Raw genomic sequence first — 23599 nt, 5'->3', positions numbered from 1 at the left:
ATTTGCCATGGAAGGAAAAAATTAAAAGAGCATGTAAATAGAAAAAGGTTCCAGAGTCGACAGGACTTTGGAGCCTTTTTCAATATACTTTGTTATTGGGCGCTTACGAATTTCGTAAGCGCCAACTATTATTTTGTTGAATAAAAAAAGGCAAGTCAAATTGACTCGACTTACCTTGCATTTATTCATTAGTACTAGTCGTTGTACTACTTGAGCTTTCTGTTGTATCGGAAGAAGTAGAAGAGGAACTTGCACTGGTACTGGAACCAGTACTTGACGTTGCAACTGAAACGTATAAAGTAACAGCTCCATCAATAACAGTTCCAGCCTCAGGATATTGTCCAATCACAATATCGCTCGTAGAAGTTGTATAACTACGATCTTCTTGTTTCTCAATTGTAGTTACACCTAAAGATTGTAGCTGATTTCGAGCTTCAGAGTATGTATATCCTGCGGAAACAAGATCTGGCATAACAATTTCCTTACCCTTTGAGACCGTCATATTTATAACTGATCCTTTTTCCAATTCTACTTTCGGTAGAGGATCTGTTCTAATAACATTCCCTTGACTAACACTCATGCTGTATTCTTCTGAAATTGTTCCAACAATAAATCCTGCAGCTTCAAGAAGTTGTTTAGCTGTATCTTGTGATTTCCCAGTTACATCTGGTACAGATTGTGGTTGAGTCCCTTTCGAAACAATGATTGTTACAGTGCTTCCTTTTTCTTTTGAACTATTTGCCACAGGATCTGTCTTAATAACGTAGCCATCATCAACTGAATCGCTATACTCTTCTTTTTGAGTCACTTTAAAACCAAGTACTTCTAATTCTGCTTGTGCTGTATCTGCATCATTGCCACTAACATCTGGCACAGTAACCATTGCTACGCTTGCAACAACAATATCTACCTTACTACCCACTCTTCGTGAGGCAGTTGCTTCAGGAGTAGTTCTTATCACAGAACCTTCTTTTACTTCAGTCGATGCCTCTTCAGTGATATTTCCAACAACTAATCCAGAAACTTCTATTTTCTCTTTTGCAACATCCAACGTTTCTCCAACCACATTAGGAACTTGGACAGTAGCAGGTGTGTTATAGATTAGGAAAGCTAATGCAGCAATCGTTAATACTATTACCCCAATCAAAACTTTATAGCGTGTCCGAACCCCTCTTCTCGGTTTAAATGCTTGTTTAGAGGTAGATTTAGAAATAGGTTTCAAGTCTGTTTTAGTTTCAGATTTTATATGCTCTTCTTGGACTTTCGTATCAACGTTTGCTTGAGAAAGTTTTGGCAATGTCTTTGTATCGACTCGATTACCTTCTAAAATTACTCGTTGTTCATTCCTTCTATCCACGGAAAGTGAAGATGCTAGATCTGCATACATTTCTGCAACAGATTTATACCGTTCAGTAAGCTTCTTTGCAGTTGCTTTTAAGACAATATTTTCTAAAGCTTGTGGTACATTTGCATTTTCTTCCCTTACAGAGGGTAGAGGTTTTTGGAAATGTTGCAAAGCAATTGTTACTGCGCTATCACCATCATATGGAATTCTCCCAGTTAACATTTCAAAGAGAATAATCCCCATTGCATAGATATCACTTTGAATCGTTGCTTTTCCCCCACGAGCTTGTTCAGGGGAAAGATAGTGAACAGATCCAAGCATTGAATTGGTTTGCGTAAGACTAGTTTCCGCAAACGCAACAGCAATACCGAAGTCTGTAACCTTTGCTACACCGTCTTTTGTTAACAGTACGTTTTGAGGTTTTAAATCTCTATGTACAATACCGCGAGTATGCGCCATTCGCATCGCCAAGAGTATCTGCCCCATTATACGCACAGCAACATCATTAGCCAGCGGTGCATTTTCTTTTATGTAGCGCTTTAAATCAAGACCATCAACATATTCCATCGCCAAATATTGCTGTCCGTCTTCTTCACCAATATCTGAAATACGAACAATATTTGGATGATCCAAATCTGCCATAGCTCGCGCTTCTCTTTGAAAACGCTGAACAGCAATTTGATCCGTTTGATAGTTGGTTCGAAGTACCTTCACAGCAACTTCTTCCCCATCCAAAATCAAATCTCTAGCAAGGTAGACATCCGCCATCCCTCCACGACCAATTTGCCGTATAATTCGATACCGACCGGCAAATATTTTACCGATTTGAATCATTAGTGCGCCTCCTCCGTTATATGCAGAAGTGCAACTGTAATATTATCTAAACCACCAGCGTTATTTGCAAAACGAATCAATGTTTCAGCCTTACTTTCGAGGGAGACATCACTCAGTACGATATCGCGAATATCATCAACCGATACCATGTTTGTCAACCCATCACTATTTATGATAACAAAATCTCCCACCTCAAGAGTCTTCAAGGCAATATCTGGCTCAATCGGATCTGCTTGCCCAATAGATTGAGTAACAATATTCTTTTGTGGATGGCGCTGTGCCTCTTCTTCAGTTAGTTGACCTGCTCTTACCAAAGCACCAACCAAGGAATGATCATTTGTGAGACGAGAATACTCCCCATCATGAATCAATCCAACGCGAGAATCACCAACATGGGCATAAATCATTTGATTCTCAATAATGACAACTGCCTCTAAAGTTGTCCCCATCCCTTTATATTCTTCCGTCTGTCCCAATTCATGGATTTTTTTATTTTCTTGATCAATGACCTCAACCATCCATTCCCGAACATCATTCAACGTTGATAATTGAGTGTCAACCCAAGCAATTCCAAGATCAGTTGCTGTCATTTCACTAGCCACATGTCCCGCACGGTGACCCCCCATCCCATCTGCTAATACGATTAAATCAATACCAGCTCTATTGGTATAGCGGTTCACATAATCTTGGTTATTTGAACGTTTGAGTCCAACATCTGTTAATAATGCAATTTCCATATTTATTCTACCGTTGCGAAGCAACTTCCTCCTCTTATTCTAGGATTTTCGTCTAAATTGACTAATGAAAAATCCATCAGTTTCAAATAGTTCTGGTGTAATTAACAAACAGCCATCCACCATAATATCAGTTAGATAATGTTCTAACCTTACCTGCTCAAAATTCGGATGATCGGCTAAAAACTCTCGAACAACCTCTAGGTTTTCTTTAGCAATAATCGTACAAGTACTATAGGTTATTATACCACCTATTTTCAGGGTTTGGCAAACACTGTCTAATATTTGCAATTGAATACTTTTCAATGAATCAAAATCCATTACTGCTTTATTGTAACGAATATCTGGCTTACGACGGATAAGCCCTATTCCGGAACAAGGGGCATCCACCAATATTTTATCAAAGCTATCGGGACCAAATGTTTCATGAACTTGACTTGCATCTAATCGCATAGTCTCTATTTTCTCAGCCAATCCCAATCGATGAGCATTTTCTTCAATTAACGCCAACTTATGATCATAAAGGTCCAAGGCAGTAACTTTACCAGTTGTAAGATAACTCGCTATATGACAGGTTTTTCCACCCGGAGCCGCACAGGCATCCAAGATGATTTCATCTCCTTGAATATCCAAAGTCGGAGCTACCAATTGACTGGTTTCATCTTGAATCGTTAAAAGCCCGTCTTTAAAATAATCTGTCCCTGCAAAGTGTCCATGAGATTTTACCAGACCAACAGGCGATAATTTTGAAACATCCGCACCTAATTCTCTTGCTAAACGATTTACTTGTTTACTATCTGTCACGCGCACACTAGCTTTGTTTCGAGTGTGCAGACTTTGAAAAATCTTCTCTGCGCGGTCCTCACCGTATTCCGTAATGAAGGTTTGGACCAGCCAAACAGGTACAGAATATTGAATAGATAACCGTTTATTTTTTCGCTTGATATCAGATGGACTTGGCAACGAAGTTTGACTGATTTTACGAAGAACTGCATTAACAAACTTGTCTGCACCTCGGCCTCTTTTTGCGATTTGTACAGCCTCATTGACAACTGCGTGAATAGGCAGTTTATCCAAATAGAGTAGCTGATACAGACTCAACATGAGTAGATAGTAAACCCATGTATCTAATTTTTCTCTATCCTCAATAAAATGTGCCAAATACCACTCTAGGGTCATTTTACGAGAAACCGTCCCATAAACCAACTCGGTCGCCAATCCCTTGTCCTGTACTGATAAACGAGAAGATTCTAGAGCCTTATTGAGAGCGATGTTCGAGTAGGCCCCTTGATCAAAGACTTGTTCCAATACGGACAAGGCTAGACTTCTTGCTGTTTCATGTTTATTGATCACCAAATTGATCTCCTACTGCAATATCTCGACCTGCACCATTTAAAAAGTCTGCAATGGTCATTTTTGGCTTACCAGCTGGCTGGACGGTTTTCAGAGAAAGGGCGCCCTGACCTGTCGCAATAATCAACTCTTTCCTACTTCGAGCAATAACCCGACCGACTGGTCCTTCACCTTCTGCTTCTACAGCTTCTTGAATTTTAAACCGTTCCCCTTGCCAATAGGTGTGGGCAATAGGCCATGGGTACATACCTCTAATCTGATTAAATAGTTGACGAGCTGTCTTATTCCAATCCAGAACCTCTTCCTCTGGCTGAATATTTGGTGAGAAGGTTGCCTGATCTGGATTTTGAGCGACTGGTTTCAAGTCACCAGCAATATAGCCTGGTAAGGTTTGTAATAATAAATCCCGACCAACAACAGCCAACTTTTCAAACAAGGTGCCGACATTGTCGCTTTCTTCAATAGCAATACTATCGCTGGAAATCATGTCACCGGCATCCATTTCCTTGACCATTTCCATGATGGTTACGCCGACATGTTCATCACCGTTAATCAAGGCGTAATGGATAGGGGCACCACCACGGTATTTAGGAAGAAGAGAAGCGTGAACGTTGACTGCAAAGCTAACAGAATTCAACAATTTGGTCGGTAGGAATTGCCCAAAAGCTGCCGTCACAATCCCATCTGCTCCTAAATTCATCAGCTCATCCATTTCTTGGCTTCCAGATAGCTTCTCTGGTTGATAGACTGGTAAATTGTATTCCAAGGCTACTTCTTTCACAGGTGTCATTTGAATGACTTTTTTTCGTCCAACAGCTCGGTCTGGCTGGGTTACAACAGCAAGTATTTCATAATTATTATCCGCTAATAATCCCTTTAAGACAGTAGCCGAAAACACTGGTGTTCCCATAAAAATCAACTTTGTCATGCTTCCTTTCTCATCTCCCTTTCATTCGTACTAATTTTTGATTATACTATCTCCTAATTATACCATTTATACTTATTTTTTCCTTAATTCAAGGTTTATTTAAATTAATAACGCACTATGAAAATAAATTTGGAATAAAAAAATGCAAGGTCAATCGTGACCTCACATCATATTCTGCGGTTCATTGTCAATAATCAACCGCAAATCTTGATTTTCTCTCTCCTGTGTCCAATCCAAAATCTGGTTCAAGACTTCTTCCAAACGGTCTTCATGCCGGTATTTCAAGATAATCTGGTAGTGGTAAAGATTATGGGTTCTGGCAATAGGCTTGGGCGTTGGTCCCAAGATTTGAATTGTATCCGTTAAGTGTTGACGGAGAAAGGCTACAGTTTCATAGGCTTTTTTCACGACAAATTCTTCTGACTTGTGAGACAAGGTTAAGCCAACCGTAAAATAGTAAGGTGGATAGCCAAGATTTTTCCGAATGCCCATCTCATAACGATAGAAACCTTCATAATCCTGCTCTTTGGCAAAAGAAATGGCATAATGATTGGGGTTGTATGTCTGAATCAGGACCTCCCCTTCCTTGTCAGCCCGACCGGCCCGACCAGCTACCTGAGTTAGCAACTGGAAGGTCCGCTCAGAAGACCGAAAATCAGGCAAATTGAGGGCCGTATCAGCATTGAGCACCCCAACCAGCGTCACATTTGGAAAATCCAAGCCTTTGGCAATCATCTGGGTTCCCAGAAGAATATCCGCTTCTCCTCGACCAAACCGTTCGAGCAATTCCTCATGAGCACCTTTTTTCTTGGTAGTATCCACATCCATACGCAAAATTCTAGCTTCTGGCAAGAGCTCCTGCAATTCATCGTAGGCCTTTTGCGTACCGGTCCCATAATAACGAATGGAACGACTTTGGCAGTTTGGACAGGTCTGAGGAATCCCCTTTTGAAAACCGCAGTAGTGGCAATTCATCGTCTTTGTGTCCATGTGGAGCGTTAGAGAAATATCACAGTTGGGACACTGGTCAACGCTACCGCAATCACGGCACATAACAAAAGAAGAATAACCTCGACGGTTCAACATAAGAACGACCTGTTCCTTACGAGCCAGCTTTTCTTTCATCTTATCAATCAAAACAGGGGTAAAGGTACTGGACTCCTGCTGACCAATGTAATCTCGAAAATCCACAACTTCCACTTCTGGAATACGAGCCAAGGGATTGGCCCTCTGGTTAAGAGTCAGCCTTCCATAAACTCCTCGACTAGCTCGAGCCCGTGTTTCAAGGCTTGGCGTAGCAGAACCCAAAACCAAGGTGGCTCGATTATAATCAGCCCGTAACTTTGCCACATCACGCGCATGGTAGCGTGGATTACTGTCCTGCTTGTAGGTCGCCTCATGCTCCTCATCAATGATGATAACGCCCAAGTTTGTCAATGGTGCAAAAATAGCCGAACGTGCCCCAACAACCACTTGGGCATTCCCCGTCTCAATCTTTCTCCACTCGTCATACTTCTCTCCATCAGACAAGCCCGAATGCAAAATAGCAACCTGCTGACCAAAACGAGAAATAAAACGGTTGGTCATCTGAGGGGTCAAGGAAATTTCAGGTACCAGCATAATAGCCGTTTTCCCCATTTTTAAAACCCTATCAATAACCTGGAGATATACTTCCGTCTTCCCAGAGCCAGTCACTCCTTGAAGCAAAAAGGTCTGACTTTCCTGACCGATAGAGGCCACAATCTCCCGAACCGCAATCGCCTGCTCTGGATTCAAATCCAAGGCCTGCGTTTTTTCCACCTTATCAAAAACTCCCTGAGTCCGCGACACTTCCTCTTCCCAGATTTCTATATAGCCCTTTTCTTGGAAATAGCGGAGCGTATCAGCTGAATAGTCCGATTTTAGATTTGAAAGGAGCTGGTCTTCCGAGTGTTCCAGAAGAAATTCCCTTAATTGCTGGCGTTTTTTGGCCCGATTGCTAATGTCTGCTTCTCGTAATCTCTCTAGACAAACTCGATACCATTTTTCTTTCTTAATTTGTTTCTTATCCTTGGCTACATAGTCTACCAAGATTTTTCCTGACTGGGCCAGACGCATGATTTTTCCTTGCTCTGTCACGTCCAAGTCAGAAAAACGAATCTGTTCCTTATCACCAAACAGACTAAGCTGATCTGCCATTTCCAAACCAAGCCCTGGACGAAGCAATTTGTCATAGGTTGAATTGAGCAAGCTGGGCAACATGGATTTTAAGAGGGTAATTTTATAGGAGAAGACCGACTTCCTCATCTGGTCCGCCAACCAAAATTGCTCTTGATTGAGAACAGGACTATAGTCCAAAACCTCGGCAAGCTCTTTTAAGTCTTGTAAGCTATTTTCGTTATCTTCATCAATCAAGTCAACCACAATCCCTTGAATCAGCCGATTTCCCTTACCAAAGGGTACATGGACACGCACGCCAACCTTGAGCCCCTCTTCCAACTCAGCTGGAACTCGATAGGAATAAGCTTGATCTGTCTGCATCAAAGGGACGTCTACAATAATCTGTGCTAACATACCATCTCCATTTATTTTACCTTCTAATACCACGACTAATGCGAACAAGGTTCACTTTATGAATAAACTCCAACTATTAGTTGGAGCAAATATTAAAAGATAAACTAAATGACCTACCTCCTTTCTATCAACATGTCTATCAATCTGAAAGTGAAAAGAAACCCGGATGGCATTCCCAACCGAGTCTTGTTTCTAAATCTTTTCGCCTTCTTCTTTTTCTTTAGCAATTTGCTCTTTGATTTTACGCTCTTCTTCTTCAGCAATTCGTTTTGCTTCTTCAGCACGACGACGGACCGCCTCACGTTTTGCTTCTGGGTCTGGGTGAATGACAACATTACCAGATTCAATCTCTTCCAAGGCACGAAGGGTAGATTTAACTGAGGTAAACTCCTGGGTTGCTTTCGCTCCCGCTTCCAATTCATGGGCCCGTTTAGCCTCAAGAATAACCAAAGAATACTTAGATGGCACCTTGTCTAACAAGGTATCAATAGACGGTTTTAACATCATAATGCGATTCTCTTCTCTTTCTATTATCGTTCTGCTATTTGCTCGCGAATCATTTCATCATAGCGACCAATTACTCGATCTACACGAAAATGTTCTGCTTCAATAATCCGCTTGACACGTTCAGCCGCCAATGGTACTTCGTCATTGACAACTGCATAATCATACTCGCGCATCAAGGCGATTTCTTCTTTTGCACGCTCAATTCGTTGACGGATTATCTCTTCACTATCCGTTCCCCGACCAATCAAGCGATCTTGTAATTCCTCTAAATCAGGTGGCGTCAAGAAAATGAACACCCCATCTGGAACCTTTTTCTTCACTTGGAGGGCACCTTGAACTTCAATTTCTAAAAAGACATCTATTCCCTTATCAAGAGTTTCATTGACGTATGTTAAAGGTGTACCATAATAATTACCGACATACTCAGCGTATTCTAACATTTGGCCTTGACGAATTAAATCTTCAAATTCTTCTCGGCTACGGAAGAAATAATCAACGCCATCCACCTCTCCAGGTCGTTGAGGACGTGTCGTCATGGAAACAGAATATTCAAACTTATTATCGGAGCTTTCAAAAATTTCCTTTCGAACAGTCCCTTTTCCAACACCCGATGGTCCAGAAAAGACAATGAGTAACCCTCGCTCTTGCATGACATCTCCTTTTAAATCTTTCATTCTAGTGTAACAAAATTTAGTCCTAATTTCAACTGCTTTTAAATGTGAATCATACATTTTCGACATTCATTTTCAATGTAGTCATAAAAATTAGAAAAGAGCCTATTTGATTCACCTTCAATTATCGGAACTTATCCAATACTGATGGTATCTCACCCAGACTCTTTTACATTCATTTTCAAATTTTATTTTGCAATATCTGTTGCTCGCGTTTCACGAATGACTGTTATCTTTATATTTCCAGGATAATCCAAATTGTTTTCAATTTTCTCACGGATATCGTGCGCCAAAATGGTGATCTTATCATCACTAACCTTATTTGGATGCACAATAATACGAATCTCACGACCAGCTTGAATGGCATAAGATTGTTTGATCCCATCAAAACTATTTGCGATTTCTTCCAAATCTTGAAGTCGTTTAATGTAAGCCTCCATTGATTCGCGACGTGAACCCGGACGGGCTGCGCTCAAAGCGTCAGCCGCAGCGACAATAACTGCAATCGTACTTGTCGCTTCAACATCACCGTGGTGACTTGCAATTGCGTTAACAACAACGGGATGTTCCTTGTATTTTTTAGCTAATTCTGTTCCGATTTCGACATGGCTTCCATCAACTTCTCGATCAATCGCTTTTCCAACATCATGTAAGAATCCAGCCCGGCGAGCCAAATTCACATTTTCACCTAATTCAGCTGCAAGCACGCCTGCCAATTTTGCAACTTCGATTGAATGTCGAAGAACATTTTGACCGTAAGACGTACGGAAATGAAGTCGACCCATGATTTTTATCAAATCTGGATGTAGATTTGGAGCACCTACTTCATAAGCAGCCGCTTCCCCATATTCACGGATGCGATTGTCCATTTCAATACGGTGTTTTTCTACTAATTCTTCAATCCGAGCCGGATGAATACGACCATCTTGCAACAATGTCTCCATTGTCATTCGAGCGATTTCCCGACGTATTGGATCAAATCCTGAAAGAACAACCACTTCCGGAGTATCGTCGATAATCACATCAATCCCTGTTAGACTTTCAAATGTACGAATATTTCGACCTTCTCGACCAATGATACGTCCTTTCATTGCATCATCTGGCAAATGGACAGATGTAATCGTCTGTTCCGCAACATATTCACCAGAAATACGCTGCATAGCTTGAGCTAATAGGTCTTTCGCCATCTTATCAGAACGCTCTTTTACTTCACGCTCTGCTTCTTTAATACGCGTAGCAATTTCATGAGATAACTTATCACGCGTATCTGCTAAGATAATCTCCTTCGCCTCATCTTGGCTTAAGGCAGCTACCCGTTCTAACTCTAGTGCTTTTTGCTCCTCTAACTTTGCAACTTCTTGCTCACGCTCATCTATGTGCTTAGATTTATCAGTCAGACTCTGTTCTTTTTTCTCCAAAGTCTTTTCTTTGTTGGTTAAATTGTCGTCTTTACGATCCAAATTACTCGCTCGTTCAGTTAAACGAGACTCAATTTGTTTTAATTCATGACGCTCTGATTTAAATTCTTCTGCAATTTCTTCACGATACTTGCGTGCCTCTTCCTTTGCTTCTAAAAGCAATTCTTTTTTCAAAGTTTTACGATCACGTTCTGCAGTTTGTAAGATGGCTTCAGCTTGATCTTCGGCACGGCCTCGAACATTACTTGCTTCTTGTTCCGCGTTCAAAAGTGTCAATTCTGCAGCCTCTTTTGCAGTTTTCATCTTCAAAGAAATGGCAAAGTAACCAATTACTAAACCAATGAGAGCAGAAACAAGAGTCACTACAACTGTAATGATTTCCATATTCTACCTCTTTCAGCTATATTATTTTGCTTCTTTTCATCAGTTGTCAAAACGAAATGATTTATTGATTTCTAACAGCATCCTAACATAGACTTAATATTCGATTTTCACAAAATCTGTTTCTATTTTACCATATTTGAAACGATTTCACAATTCCAAAATCATAAATATGGTATAATGAATTTATCACTATTTATGGAGGAAACGATGAAAAAAGATGTTGTTGTTGAAAGTTTTGAATTAGACCATACGATTGTTAAAGCGCCATATATTCGCTTAATTTCCGAAGAAGTTGGACCAAAAGGAGATATCATTACCAACTTTGATATTCGTCTGATTCAACCGAATGAAAACGCAATGGATACCGCTGGTTTGCATACTATTGAACATCTCTTGGCAAAGTTGATTCGCCAACGTATTGACGGGCTCATCGACTGTTCTCCATTCGGTTGCCGAACTGGGTTCCATATGATTATGTGGGGGAAACAAGACCCGACTCAAATCGCTCAGGTCATCAAATCAAGTTTAGAGGAAATTGCTGAAGGAATTACTTGGGAAGATGTTCCAGGGACAACAATTGAGTCATGCGGAAACTACAAAGACCACAGTCTCCACTCTGCAAAAGAATGGGCAAAATTAATTTTATCTCAAGGAATCTCTACTGATGCCTTTGAGAGAAACATCATCTAATCAAAAAGGTTTACAACCTATTCCATCGAATCTGGTTGTAAACCTTTTTGTATTATTCATTATTTTACTCAATGAAAATCAACCGATATTGTAGCCAGACTTTGAGTTTGAATTACAAATCGTGGAGACTTGCATCTTCAAATTTTTACCTCATTTACTAGTTACTAGACTCGGGCTGAAGCAACTACAACTTGTTCCATTTCCCACTTCAGTCCTTACGTTGAGAGTTTTTATACAAAAACTGTGAATTAGCGCTTGACAACAGATAATATTGATTTTCAAAAGCGTTAGTAATCTAAAGCATCAGAATTACCGGAAGCATTCCCAACAAAATAACCTGTTTTACAGTTAATCGAGAACAGGTAGGTACCGTCTGGCTTAAACATATTATAATAGCCATTACCATTGATAATATTCACTTTTTCCAAAATGTACTGATTGCCCGTGATGTAGCCTCGTTGTTGTGAAATGGCTACAATATTTTCTAAAGTTCCCGGAGTAAAATTCCAAGCCTCATTATTTGCATCATCAATCATCGCTTGATTGTACGGAACTCGACTACGATCGCGTTGCAAGGTAACTCCAGCTGGAATTGGAATCCCATAATCTGAAGTTGTAACAGTTGAAGCTTCTGTTGAACCTCCCACTGAAGTCGTACCGGTTGTAGTTTCAGTCGTTCCTTCTGAAGTAGTGTTACTTTGGCTTGTATCTGCCATTTCACTACTTGCCACACCACTCGCTTCTGTCCCTACAGTAGATGAAGCAACTTCTTGCTGTGAACGTCCAAAATTGACAACTGAAGCTAATAGTGCATCTACTGAACTAATTCCTGTTGTTGTTGCAGAGAGTGTCTCTCCTGCTTTTACAGTTGCTGTTGTATCAATTTCACCATCTACTACAACGTCTTTATCGAATTGAGCATTGGTCGCTTGGATAGCTGTAATCGCCTTCTCAAATGCATCGTATTGCTCTTTTGCTTTCTTATAGCTATCAGAGCTTTTATCTAGCTTATCTAGTAACGCTTTTAGCTCAGTCAACTTACCAAATTCTGAATTCTTCAATTTTGTCAAACTACTGTCAGTAAAGAAGCTAGCATAGAGTTGCTCAAAAGCAGTAACATTTGCATCTGTTGATGATGAGGTCGAGGTTTGACTTGTACTTGTAGAAGTAGCATCCGTATTCGATGATGATTGATTGGCGGAATTCATCCAAACTAAAGCAGTCCCTAACACACCAACAAATAATAAACCAGCTGCTGACCAAAAATAAATTTTCTTTCTATCTCTTTTTGCCTCCTCAGCTTGTCCCCAATCATCATTCTCGAATTCAAGATGAGAAACATTCGTACTTACTGTGTCAACCGGTGCAGGCGTTCCCGCAACAATTGTCTCATCTAGAGCAATCGCTTCTTGGTCAGAAATTTCTTCTTCACTAGAATCATTCGTGACTACTGGAGTAACTATCGAATTATCGTTCACTTTAGAAGTGAGTCTCTCATCTGCTTCAGCCACCTCATTCTCAATCGATTCAAATACTGGTAGAGGGCTCACTTTTGTTTCAAATTTCTGAGACTCAATCTCATCTCTATGCTGCTTAATATAGCGATCCAAAAGGCTATCATCTTCTGTGACCCCAGACTCAATTTCCTTTTGTTTTTTTACAGCTTGACCAATCGTCAAATCTTTTGCTGTCTCAAAATCAAGAACCTCTTCTTCAATTAGTCCTGAATCTTTAAAATTATTTTTTTCGTCCACTGTAACCTCCTCACATTTCATCGAACTTCCCGTTTAATACGCTGACCAAAAAATTGATAAAGGTCAACTTTTAAGGTACCATTATACAATTTCCGTTTCTTATCCGCTTGCTGTCCAAAACGGGTTTCAAACAACTCATCACTAGTTAGAATAAACTTAGACCATGTTTTGAGTGGCTCAAAAGTCTGCCCCATTTCACGATACAGGGTAACAATGGCTTCATCATCCAACAAACGTTCTCCGTATGGTGGATTAGAAATAATGACACCATTAATTTTATCTGTACGCAAGTCTTGCACACGCATTTGCTTGAAAACGATATCTTGCTCAACTCCTGCCGCAAATGCATTCTTTTTCGCGATTTCAATCATACGAGCATCAATATCTGAACCAGCAATATCTAACACCAAGTCTGTTTTGATAGAAGCTTGCGCATCTTTGCGTAATGCAGCCACCAATTGCTCCTCAATCCATGGCCATTCCTCAAAGGCAAATGAACGCTTTAATCCCGGTGCTATGTTTTTCGCTAACATAGCTGCTTCAATGCAAAATGTTCCAGAACCACAGGTCGGATCAATCAAAGGCTTATCTGGATACCAGTTCGATAATTGTAAAATAGCAGCCGCCATATTTTCTTTAATAGGAGCCCCACCTTTTTCAACACGGTACCCGCGTTTGAATAAACTAGAACCTGTTGTATCAATCATGACTGTTGCTACATCTTTCAAAATAGATACTTCGATTTTAAACTCTGCTCCGACCTCCTGTAGAGGCACTCCTTCTGGACGGGAGAAATGTTTTTGCAATTTTTTTACTACGGCTTTCTTTGAGATTGCCTGTACACTAGGTTCATTATGTAATTTAGATTTGACACACTTTGCCTTTGAAATTGGAAATTTACAGCCAAGCGGTAAATAGTTTTCCCAGTCTAAATGAAAAACGCCTTGAAATAATTCTTCAAAAGTTTTAGCTGGAAATTGCCCAACAACTATTTTTATTCTATCCGCCGAACGTAGCCAAATATTGGTTTCAATTATCGACTTCACATCTCCTTGGAAACGTACACGACCATTTTCCACTTGACATTCATAGCCAAGGTTACGAATTTCACGACCAACTACAGCTTCCAAACCTGCTGCGGCTGTCGCAATCAATTCAAATTGTTTTTTCATTTTTTCCTCTATAATAAAAGCTAGCAAAGCTAGCTACCTATTTATGCAATTTTCTGTAAGCCATGTTTTGTTCCAGTGGTACTAGGTACTACCACCTTCGATAATCATCTGTCTACTGTCTAAACAGTCAGGATTTCTGTTCGTTTCCATCCATCCCATGCCCCGACCAAAATTTGGGTTGCTAACTTGTGGGGTTTACCGCGTTCCATTTTTTACGTTTCCATAAAAACTTCGTCACTGTGGCACTTTCAGATCTACTCTAGCATATCAAAAGACTTAGCTATTTTAATCGCCGTAACGTCAAAAAACGTCCCTAGGCTTATTTGTTCGCCTAGCACAAACACTACTGGCATCACAGCCAGTGCTAGCATGGACTTTCCTCATGATAGTTTCCTAGCACGCGATTATCCAAAAATTGCAGTTCCCATTCCTCAATCTTGTACGATTTGCTTACCAAAAACTTCCTTCTCTAGTCGATTCAGACGGCGAAGAATATCAAAATTGGTTGCTGAAGATGGACGTTCCGTACGTAGAACATCCGTAGTCCCCTCAGACGGACTAGCTACAGTTCGTGAATTGTTTGCTACTTGTGCTTTCAAGCGAGCAATCTCACCTTTTAACTCTTTGATAATTGCCTCGTAAGCATCGTAATCCTTCATAATATCATCAAGAAAGTCATTTACTTCATCTTGATCATATCCACGAAAACCAATTTTAAAATCTTGCTCAAAAATTTCTTTTGTCGTCAATTTTATGCTTGCCATCTCTCTCTCCCTTACCATTAAACGTCACTCAATCTATTATATTAAAAAAAACATGGAAAAAGCAAGTCAAATCACTCAAAATCTGAAAAATTTTCAGCCACCTCATTTAACTCATCGAAGGTCAGTTTTCTAACAGTATACCCTTCTTCTTTTAAGACTTGATGATAAAGATATTTCAAGTTAGTTTCATTGTCACTATCATAAAATAAATAAATTCCATCTGTATGATCAATCAAAAAACGATTATAATATTGAAATTGTGCTGGGGATTGATAGAAAGGATAAATATATTTTACGAAATCGGCTGTTTTAAAATGTGAAAGTTTTAATTGATTGGCATCATTCCAGTTTTCTCCATGATTTTCAAACAGGAAAATACAAGCTATTTTACAGGTGTATCCTTCCGATTGAAGCTCTCTAAGTGTTTCTAACGTCCAAAATTCAAATCCCAAGTTTCCTGTAAAGATGAACCATTCTACTCCATCCTCTAAATACTGAGTCATGCTCTTTTTTATCGCTGTTTTAATGATGGGTATTCGAGGATCCTTATCATTGAAAATTCCTAAATCTGTGTGCCTATATCCACTTATCAGTAGGCTATTAGTGTGCATTCCTTGTACTCTTTTCTTCAATTATGGTATAATATGCTGATATTTATTTTATCAAGAAGGAGTTCTATGGTCAATTATCCCCATCAACTCGGAAAAAAAATCACTAGAACTAGCTCAAAATCGCAACACCAGATTGACTTTGCTAACCGCGGTATGTCTTTTGAATCAGCTATTAATGATAGTAATGAATACTATCTAGCGCATGGTTTAGCTGTTATTCACAAAAAGCCAACACCTGTTCAAATTGTCAAAGTTGATTACCCCAAACGAAGTCGAGCTAAGATTGTAGAAGCTTATTTCCGTCAAGCATCCACGACAGACTACTCCGGAGTTTTTAAAGGACACTACATAGATTTTGAAGCAAAAGAGACGCGTCAAAAAACTGCAATGCCCATGAAAAACTTCCATGCTCACCAAATCAAACACATGAAACAAGTCGTTGATCAAGGTGGTATATGCTTTGTCCTTCTTCACTTTTCATCATTGAAAGAAACCTATCTATTGCCTGCCGTTCATTTGATTCGTTTCTATCAGTTGGACAACGGAAGTAAATCAATGCCTTTGACCTACATCCGACAATATGGATTTGATATTAAGATGGGAACACTTCCGTCCCTTCCCTATCTCTCAGTGATTGAAAAAAATTTATTAGGTGGTGACTCTTTTGAAAACAACAAGCTTTAAAAAATATTTACTCACATTTGTAAATATTTTGCTCGCTTTAGCCCTTTTACTAAGTATTGCTGGCGCAATTTTAATTGGATCATACATTATGAGTGCTCCAAAGTTAACAGAGGAAGCATTAACTGCAACTGTATCTAGTAAAATTTACGACAAGAACGGTCAGTTAATCGCCGATCTAGGAACCGAAAAACGGTCAAACGCTAAGACTGAAGAAATCCCAACTGATCTGGCTAATGCGATTGTAGCCATAGAGGATCAACGATTCTATAATCATAGGGGTGTTGACGTTATTCGTATTGCTGGATCTTTATTAAATAACCTCTCAGGTGGTAATCTTCAAGGGGGGTCTACGCTTGATCAACAGTTTATAAAATTAACCTATTTTTCAACTTCTGCAGAAGATCAAAATATCAAGCGTAAGGTTCAAGAAGCTTGGCTTGCTCTACAATTAGAAAAAACAAAGACAAAACAAGAAATTCTAACCTATTATGTGAATAAAGTATACATGTCTAACGGAACTTATGGCATGAAAACAGCTGCTGAAACTTTTTACGGTAAAGAATTAAAAGACCTCAGTTTAGCTCAGCTTGCCCTATTAGCTGGTATGCCTCAGGCACCAAACCAATATGACCCATATTCTCACCCTGAGGATGCTCAAAAAAGACGTGATTTGGTTCTCTCTGAAATGTTAGACGAGAAGTATATTGATAGTACACAGTATGAACAAGCTATCCTAACTCCTGTAACTGACGGGCTCCAGCCATTATCAAGCGACGCTGCTTATCCAGCTTATATGGACAACTATCTTAAACAAGTAATTGAAGAAGTTGAAAAGAATACTGGTTATAATCTTCTCACAACAGGAATGGATATTTATACCAATGTCGACCCTGCCGCACAACAGCAGCTATGGAATATTTATAATACGGATATGTATGTCAACTATCCGGATGAATTACTACAAGTTGCCTCAACTGTGATTGACGTATCAAATGGTAAAGTCGTTGCCCAACTTGGTGGTAGAAACCAAGCAACAAACGTTTCGTTTGGTACTAACCAAGCAGTCGAGACAAACCGAGATTTCGGATCAACCATGAAACCAATCACAGATTATGCTCCTGCGTTTGAACATGGCGTATATACTTCTACAGCTGACATTATTGTAGACGAACCATATAACTACCCTGGAACTACTACACCACTCAACAACTGGGATAAGCAGTACTTTGGTAGTCTCACCGTTAAAGCTGCTATTAAATATTCACGTAACGTTACAGCTGTAAAAGCATTGGAAGCAACCGGACTAGAAAATTCTCTTAAATTTTTGAACTCTGTTGGTATCAATTACCCTGAAATCCATTATTCTAATGCCATTTCAAGTAATACTTCTGATACTAGTCAAGAATACGGTGCAAGTAGTGAAAAAATGGCTGCTGCCTATGCTGCATTTGCGAACGGCGGCACCTATTTCGCTCCACAATATGTGAATAAGATTGTATTTACCGATGGAACCGTAAAAGAATTTACACCAAGTGGCACTCGTGTAATGTCCGAAGAGACTGCATACTTAATGACTGATATGATGAAGTCAGTGATGGAAGTTGGATATGGTCTATATGCCTCAGTTAGCGGAATTCCGATGGCTGGTAAAACAGGAACATCGAACTACACAGATAGTGAAACTGAACAGATTATTGCTGCAAATCCAGAAGCAGCCTACAACGTTATGGTGGTACCCGATGAGAACTTTGTTGGCTACTCTAGCCAATACGCTATGGCTGTATGGACTGGATATACAAACCGAATGACACCTATTTTAGATAATAGCATGCGCATTGCCTCAGATGTATATCACAACATGATGACCTTTATGCATTCCGATTATACTGCAACAGATTGGGAAGTTCCTAGTGGAGTCGTTAATTTTGGTGGAAATTACTATTTACGAAATAGCACTTCTTTGCAAAATGCTTATAGTAATTATTACAATAGTCTTACACCATCTTCATCAAGCAGATCATCATCTAGTAATTCTTCGACATCAGCTTCAACAACGACTACAAACCAAACAACAACTGAGTCATCAACTTCAGAATCAACAACTCAAACTAGCTCAACTCAAACAGAAACTTCAACTGAAAGTTCATCAGCGACTACCGAAACCTCATCAACACAACAAAATAATGGTAACACTGAAAATACAAACCAATAAGAGATTCCCAGATTCTTCTGGGTTTTTCTTTTCTCAAAAATGTGATAAGATAGGAATATGAAACCTGAATTATTTTATAAAACCTTGGCAGACCAAGGCATTCAATTAACTGACCAACAAAAACAACAATTTCATCGCTACTTTCAACTGTTGGTGGAATGGAATGAGAAAATTAACTTGACAGCTATTACAGAGGAAAGTGACGTCTATCTAAAACACTTCTATGATTCTATCGCACCAATCCTTCAAGGTCATATTCAAAATGAGCCAGTTCAGCTCTTGGATATTGGAGCTGGAGCTGGATTCCCTAGCCTACCAATGAAAATTATCTACCCTCAAATAGAGGTTACCATCATCGATTCTCTTAATAAACGAATCAACTTTTTACAAGCTCTTTCAGAAGAACTAGGACTTGAAGGCGTTCATTTTTACCATGGTCGTGCGGAAGACTATGCACACGACAAGCATTTTCGAGCACAATTTGATTTGGTAACCGCACGCGCTGTCGCTCGTATGCAAATCTTGTCCGAGCTGACAATTCCATATCTTAAACTAAACGGAAAATTAATCGCGCTTAAAGCCTCCAGTGCGGAAGATGAATTAACTCAAGCCAAAAACGCTCTGAATCTTCTTTTTGCAAAAGTGATTGAAAACCATGATTACACCCTTCCAAACGGTGACCCACGAACATTGACCATTGTTGAAAAGAAAAAGGAAACTCCAAACAAGTTTCCACGCAAAGCTGGTATGCCAAATAAAAGACCCCTTTAAACATAAGAAAAGCGAGTTTCACTAAGAAACCCGCTCTTTTATTATCCAATTTTTGTAATATTGGTTGCTTGAAGACCACGTTGGCCTTGCTCCACTTCAAATGTCACTTTTTGACCATCTTCCAAAGATTTGAAACCATTAGACTGAATTTCAGAAAAGTGTGCAAATACATCTGGTCCATTTTCTTGTGAAATAAAACCAAATCCTTTTTCTGCATTAAACCATTTAACTGTACCTTGTACCATTTTTGTTACCTCTTTTTATTTATTTGTAAAACGAATCAAGAGGAAAAACAAAAGATGAAACTGATACTTAAACTCTAAACTTATTTACATTCTCTACTTTAACAGGATAATCATCATCTGTCAACGATAAAGGTTGATCATTTCATAAACTTTATCATTTCACTTCCACGGATTATAAAATCTCCCCTGATTTACAATAAAGAGGGTAATGGTAATGACTATGAGGAGGAAAATGATAATTAATACGATGTAATCCATTTGTTTCAGAGGCTGGTAGGTGTACCAGGTTCTCTTTTTATTTTTTCCAAAGCGCCGTAATTCCATGGCAGTTGATATGGTATCAATTCGTTCCAAAGAACTGAAAATCAATGGGATGACAAGTGATAAATTCCCTTTTATCCGATCCACTAATCTCCCTTTTTTAGACAACTCTAGACCCCGTGCCTCTTGAGACATCCGAATCGTATAAAATTCTTCTTGGATATCTGGAATATACCGCATAGTCAGACTTACTGCATAAGCGACTTTATATGAAACCCCAATTTTATTCAAACTTGATGCAAACTGACTGGGATGAGTGGTCATTAAAAAAATCAAGGCAACAGGAACTGTACAAAAATATTTCAATAACAAATTGAGCAGATAAAATAGTTGCTGGCTCGTAATAGAATAAGTCCCAATCCCCGACCACAAAACGGTCTCTGCTCCATATAAAGTCACACCATAAGTAGGGGCAAATAGATACACCATCAACGCGTTCAGCAAGGCGAATACTGTTGTAAACAAGAGAACAAAGGAAACATCCCGATAACGAATGCCCGATAATTTAAACAAGCTAAGGGAGAACAAGGCAATGCATAAAATAAGACGAGTATCGTAGGTAACCATCGCAACGACGGAAACTGCTAGAAAGAACAATAATTTACTGACCGCTGAAAGATTGTAGATAAAACCTTGTCCATTACGATAACCAATTAATGACTGGCGATTCATCAGTTCCTCCTCTCTTCTTGCATATAAAACATCGTCAACTCTAAAGGATTCACTCTCAGACGTTCTGCCAAATGGAATATAGAGGTTTCTTTCAAACTGGCCTGTTCTATCACAGCAACATCTGATAATATTTCTGCTGGACTAGCATCTTCAATAATCTGCCCATCCACCACTACAACTGCTCTGTCTGAATAATCCAGCATAAGTTGCATATCATGGGTAATCATGACAATGGTATGCCCTTTAGCATTTAATTGGTCCAAAAAATCCATCATTTCTCGATAATGTCGCTGATCCTGCCCGGCTGTCGGCTCATCTAGTAGAATAATTTCCGGATTGAGAACCAAGATAGAAGCAATTGTCACCCTTTTTTTCTGACCATAGGAAAGTGCCGATATAGGCCATTTACGGAATGGGTATAAACCACAAACTTCTAATATATTAAGAACGCGCTGTTCAACTTCTTCCTCATCTACTCCACGCAAACGGAGGCCAAGTGCCACCTCATCAAAAATCATATTTTGACTAATCATCTGGTTAGGATTTTGAAGTACATATCCAATACGCTCCGCACGCTCTTTAATAGAATCATCCTGAATAGATTGACCATGCCAAAGAAGCTCTCCTTCTGGCCGAATAAAGCCACAAAGTGCCTTAGCTAAGGTAGATTTGCCAGCACCATTCTTTCCGACAATTGCCAACCGCTCACCCTTATGGATGGTAAGGTTAATATCTTTTAACACCTGCTTCTCCGGATAGGAAAAATATAGATGGTTTGCTTCTAATAATACTTCCACTGACTCACTTTCAAAATGCAAAGCTGGTAGTTGACCAACAGTCACGGATGCTATATCAACCTCCCATACTGAAGCAAGATGCTCTGCGTCTTCAATTGGATAGCCCAACGCTCGAAGGGTAGAAATATAGAGAGGTTCACGTATCCCATTTTCTTGTAACAAGGAAGTCTTCAATAATTGATCTGGGTTACCGTTAAATAAAATTTGACCATCATTTATCAATACCACCCGATCAACATGACGGTACAAGACATCTTCTAAACGATGTTCAATAATAATCGTTGTGGTGCCTTCTTGTCGATGCAGTCGGTCAATCAAATCAATCGTATCCTGACCTGATTTAGGATCCAAATTAGCAAGTGGTTCATCAAACAATAAAATAGGGCTTTCATCTATTAACACTCCAGCTAAACTGACACGTTGCTTTTGACCTCCAGATAAATCTTGTGGCCGATGGGCTAATAAGTCTGTAAGTGACAGTCTTTCTGCCCAATCCCCTATTTTTTGATACATAATCAGTTGACTTTCCATATCATTTTCAAGGGCAAAGGCAAGATCTTCTGCAACCGACAAGCCAATAAACTGTCCATCTGTATCTTGAAGAACTGTTGATACTAGTAAAGATTTATCATAAACTGATAAATCAAAAGCCTCCTGACCATCCAAAATCAGGCTCCCACTGTGTTCTCCCTTATAAATGTTGGGAATAATGCCATTGAGACACTGCCCTAACGTTGACTTTCCGGAGCCAGAAGGTCCAATGATTAAGACTTTCTCCCCTTGATAAATGGATAGTTGAATATCCTTTAAAGTTGGCTCCTGCTGTGCCTGATATTTAAATGTAAAATCTTTAAATTCAATGATTTTTTTCATAGAACCATTATAACGTAAATTGACTTTGAAAAAAAGGAAGAATCACTAGATTCCACCTTTGTGAAGATGTTCTGTCAATATTTCGCAATCAAAAATGTCATTTATAACAAAAACTGCACTGATTTCTCAATGCAATTTATTTTTTAAGCATTTACAGGCGCCAAACTCTCCCCGATTGCTTCCAATCGTTCTGCCCATTCTTGTCGTGTCAAACCATTTTCAACAATGTAGCGGTTACGCTCATGAGCACGACATTCAGCTGAACAGCCTCGAACATACTTGTGTTCATTCTCTTCCGATGTCAAAATACGACGGTTACAGAATGGATTGCCACAGTTGACATAGCGCTCACATGGTGTGCCATCGAACCAGTCCTTACCAACGACAACTGGGTTAACATGGTTAACATCGACCGCGATACGCTCATCAAAGACATACATCTTACCATCCCACAATTCACCACGAACTTCTGGGTCTTTACCATAGGTTGCGATACCACCGTGGAGCTGGCCGACATCCTTGTAACCTTCACGAACCATCCAGCCTGAGAATTTTTCACAGCGAACACCACCAGTACAGTAAACAACTACACGCTTGTCCATGAATTTCTCTTTGTTATCACGGACCCATTGTGGCAATTCACGGAAGTTGCGGATATCTGGGCGAATCGCACCACGGAAATGCCCAAGGTCGTACTCGTAGTCATTACGTGTATCCAAAACAACTGTATCTTCGTCCAAGAGAGCTTCTTTGAACTCTTTTGGTGATAGGTAGGCACCTGTTGTTACAAGTGGATCAATATCGTTGTCAAAGTCGTTGTCTTCCAAACCAAGGTGAACAATTTCTTTTTTATAACGAACAAACATTTTCTTGAAAGCTTGCTCATTTTCTTCGTCAATCTTAAACCACAAATCGCTGAACAATGGGTTTGCATGAACGTAATCCATGTATTTTTGTGTTGTTTCATAATCACCAGAGACAGTACCGTTGATTCCCTCATCGGCAATCAAGATACGTCCTTTGAGTCCGATAGACTTACAGAAAGCTAGATGCTCAGCAGCATAGGCTTCCGCATTTTCAATTGGGACATATTTATAATAAAGCAATACACGAATGTCTTTTGACATGATTTCTCCTTCTCAATCTTTGCAATAGATGATAAAACTCTGTCATTTCTAATAAATGACTCTCTAAGATTATATCGTGTACCAGTCAATATTACAAAAATCTGAACTGAAACCTGTTTTGATACAACAAAAAACTATATTGATATTTCACATCAAAAAAATGAACTGTTTTGTAACAG

The 23599-nt window shown here is 39.5% G+C and carries 20 protein-coding genes and 1 other RNA gene; 4 read left to right on the top strand and 17 right to left on the bottom strand.

The window, feature by feature from the left end:
* Positions 1–181: 181 nt before the first annotated feature.
* From pknB to K6V43_RS05875, 8 genes are all read right to left on the bottom strand, one after another.
* A complete protein-coding gene (pknB, locus tag K6V43_RS05910) occupies positions 182–2179 on the bottom strand; it encodes a Stk1 family PASTA domain-containing Ser/Thr kinase (protein ID WP_222382185.1) in 1998 nt (665 codons plus the stop codon).
* Positions 2179–2916 carry a Stp1/IreP family PP2C-type Ser/Thr phosphatase gene (locus tag K6V43_RS05905; RefSeq protein ID WP_024403904.1) on the bottom strand — a complete coding sequence of 246 codons (738 nt, stop codon included), beginning with the start codon at positions 2914–2916 and terminating at the stop codon, positions 2179–2181. Before K6V43_RS05905 ends, pknB begins: the two co-directional genes overlap by 1 nt.
* A 39-nt stretch (positions 2917–2955) precedes the next feature.
* Entirely contained in the window at positions 2956–4269 is a 1314-nt protein-coding gene (gene rsmB / locus K6V43_RS05900; RefSeq protein ID WP_222382183.1) for a 16S rRNA (cytosine(967)-C(5))-methyltransferase RsmB, read from the bottom strand.
* Entirely contained in the window at positions 4256–5194 is a 939-nt protein-coding gene (gene fmt, locus K6V43_RS05895; protein WP_222382181.1) for a methionyl-tRNA formyltransferase, read from the bottom strand. Before fmt ends, rsmB begins: the two co-directional genes overlap by 14 nt.
* A 162-nt stretch (positions 5195–5356) precedes the next feature.
* A complete protein-coding gene (locus K6V43_RS05890; RefSeq protein WP_222382178.1) occupies positions 5357–7747 on the bottom strand; it encodes a primosomal protein N' in 2391 nt (796 codons plus the stop codon).
* A 192-nt stretch (positions 7748–7939) separates the two neighbouring features.
* A complete protein-coding gene (gene rpoZ, locus K6V43_RS05885) occupies positions 7940–8254 on the bottom strand; it encodes a DNA-directed RNA polymerase subunit omega (protein WP_024403908.1) in 315 nt (104 codons plus the stop codon).
* A 23-nt stretch (positions 8255–8277) separates the two neighbouring features.
* Positions 8278–8904 (bottom strand): guanylate kinase, encoded by a 627-nt coding sequence (gene gmk, locus K6V43_RS05880; protein ID WP_024403909.1) that lies wholly within the window; start codon positions 8902–8904, stop codon positions 8278–8280.
* 209 nt (positions 8905–9113) lie between these two features.
* Positions 9114–10727: a ribonuclease Y gene (locus K6V43_RS05875; protein WP_024403910.1), complete on the bottom strand. Its 1614-nt coding sequence runs from the start codon at positions 10725–10727 to the stop codon at positions 9114–9116.
* 207 nt (positions 10728–10934) lie between these two features.
* On the opposite strand from K6V43_RS05875, the gene K6V43_RS05870 reads away from it, so the two are divergent.
* Positions 10935–11417, top strand: coding sequence for an S-ribosylhomocysteine lyase (locus K6V43_RS05870; protein ID WP_024391826.1), 483 nt, complete (start codon positions 10935–10937; stop codon positions 11415–11417).
* A gap of 287 nt (positions 11418–11704) precedes the next feature.
* Here the strand turns inward: K6V43_RS05870 and K6V43_RS11640 are convergent, their stop codons facing one another.
* The 5 genes from K6V43_RS11640 to K6V43_RS05845 form a co-directional block, all read right to left on the bottom strand.
* Positions 11705–13171 (bottom strand): cell division site-positioning protein MapZ family protein, encoded by a 1467-nt coding sequence (locus K6V43_RS11640; protein ID WP_337250531.1) that lies wholly within the window; start codon positions 13169–13171, stop codon positions 11705–11707.
* A 17-nt stretch (positions 13172–13188) separates the two neighbouring features.
* Positions 13189–14343, bottom strand: a complete 1155-nt coding sequence (locus K6V43_RS05860; RefSeq protein WP_172103693.1) for a THUMP domain-containing class I SAM-dependent RNA methyltransferase — start codon at positions 14341–14343, stop codon at positions 13189–13191.
* Positions 14344–14394: 51 nt separating this feature from the next.
* An RNA gene (gene rnpB, locus K6V43_RS05855) (RNase P RNA component class B) lies at positions 14395–14759 on the bottom strand.
* 15 nt (positions 14760–14774) lie between these two features.
* On the bottom strand, positions 14775–15107 hold the full coding sequence (gene gpsB / locus K6V43_RS05850; protein WP_024403913.1) for a cell division regulator GpsB: 333 nt from the start codon (positions 15105–15107) through the stop codon (positions 14775–14777).
* Between the two features lie 71 nt (positions 15108–15178).
* A complete protein-coding gene (locus K6V43_RS05845) occupies positions 15179–15718 on the bottom strand; it encodes an SLOG family protein (protein WP_024403914.1) in 540 nt (179 codons plus the stop codon).
* Positions 15719–15784: 66 nt separating this feature from the next.
* Here K6V43_RS05845 and recU point away from each other — a divergent pair, with 66 nt between their 5' ends.
* From recU to rsmG, 3 genes are read left to right on the top strand one after another with little or no spacing between them, the layout of a single operon-like run.
* A complete protein-coding gene (gene recU / locus K6V43_RS05840; RefSeq protein WP_172018957.1) occupies positions 15785–16402 on the top strand; it encodes a Holliday junction resolvase RecU in 618 nt (205 codons plus the stop codon).
* Positions 16383–18614 carry a penicillin-binding protein PBP1A gene (gene pbp1a, locus K6V43_RS05835; RefSeq protein ID WP_024403916.1) on the top strand — a complete coding sequence of 744 codons (2232 nt, stop codon included), beginning with the start codon at positions 16383–16385 and terminating at the stop codon, positions 18612–18614. The genes recU and pbp1a overlap by 20 nt, the downstream gene beginning before the upstream one ends.
* 57 nt (positions 18615–18671) lie before the next feature.
* Positions 18672–19385, top strand: a complete 714-nt coding sequence (gene rsmG, locus K6V43_RS05830) for a 16S rRNA (guanine(527)-N(7))-methyltransferase RsmG (protein ID WP_024403917.1) — start codon at positions 18672–18674, stop codon at positions 19383–19385.
* A 41-nt stretch (positions 19386–19426) separates the two neighbouring features.
* Here rsmG and K6V43_RS05825 read toward each other — a convergent pair whose 3' ends face one another.
* The 4 genes from K6V43_RS05825 to trhO all read right to left on the bottom strand — a co-directional run bounded on the left by K6V43_RS05825 (position 19427) and on the right by trhO (position 23420).
* Positions 19427–19630, bottom strand: a complete 204-nt coding sequence (locus K6V43_RS05825) for a cold-shock protein (RefSeq protein WP_024391817.1) — start codon at positions 19628–19630, stop codon at positions 19427–19429.
* Positions 19631–19789: 159 nt separating this feature from the next.
* On the bottom strand, positions 19790–20623 hold the full coding sequence (locus K6V43_RS05820) for an energy-coupling factor transporter transmembrane component T (protein WP_222382174.1): 834 nt from the start codon (positions 20621–20623) through the stop codon (positions 19790–19792).
* Positions 20623–22293 (bottom strand): ABC transporter ATP-binding protein, encoded by a 1671-nt coding sequence (locus K6V43_RS05815; RefSeq protein WP_222382172.1) that lies wholly within the window; start codon positions 22291–22293, stop codon positions 20623–20625. The genes K6V43_RS05820 and K6V43_RS05815 overlap by 1 nt, the downstream gene beginning before the upstream one ends.
* 143 nt (positions 22294–22436) lie before the next feature.
* Complete coding sequence (gene trhO, locus K6V43_RS05810; protein WP_172039525.1) at positions 22437–23420, bottom strand: oxygen-dependent tRNA uridine(34) hydroxylase TrhO; 984 nt, start codon at positions 23418–23420, stop codon at positions 22437–22439.
* Between the last annotated feature and the right edge of the window lie 179 nt (positions 23421–23599).

The organism is Streptococcus suis, from assembly GCF_019794615.1.
Lineage (GTDB): Bacteria > Bacillota > Bacilli > Lactobacillales > Streptococcaceae > Streptococcus > Streptococcus suis_AI.
Note: the sequence above shows the minus strand (reverse complement) of the source record. Positions and strands in the feature narration are given on the sequence as shown.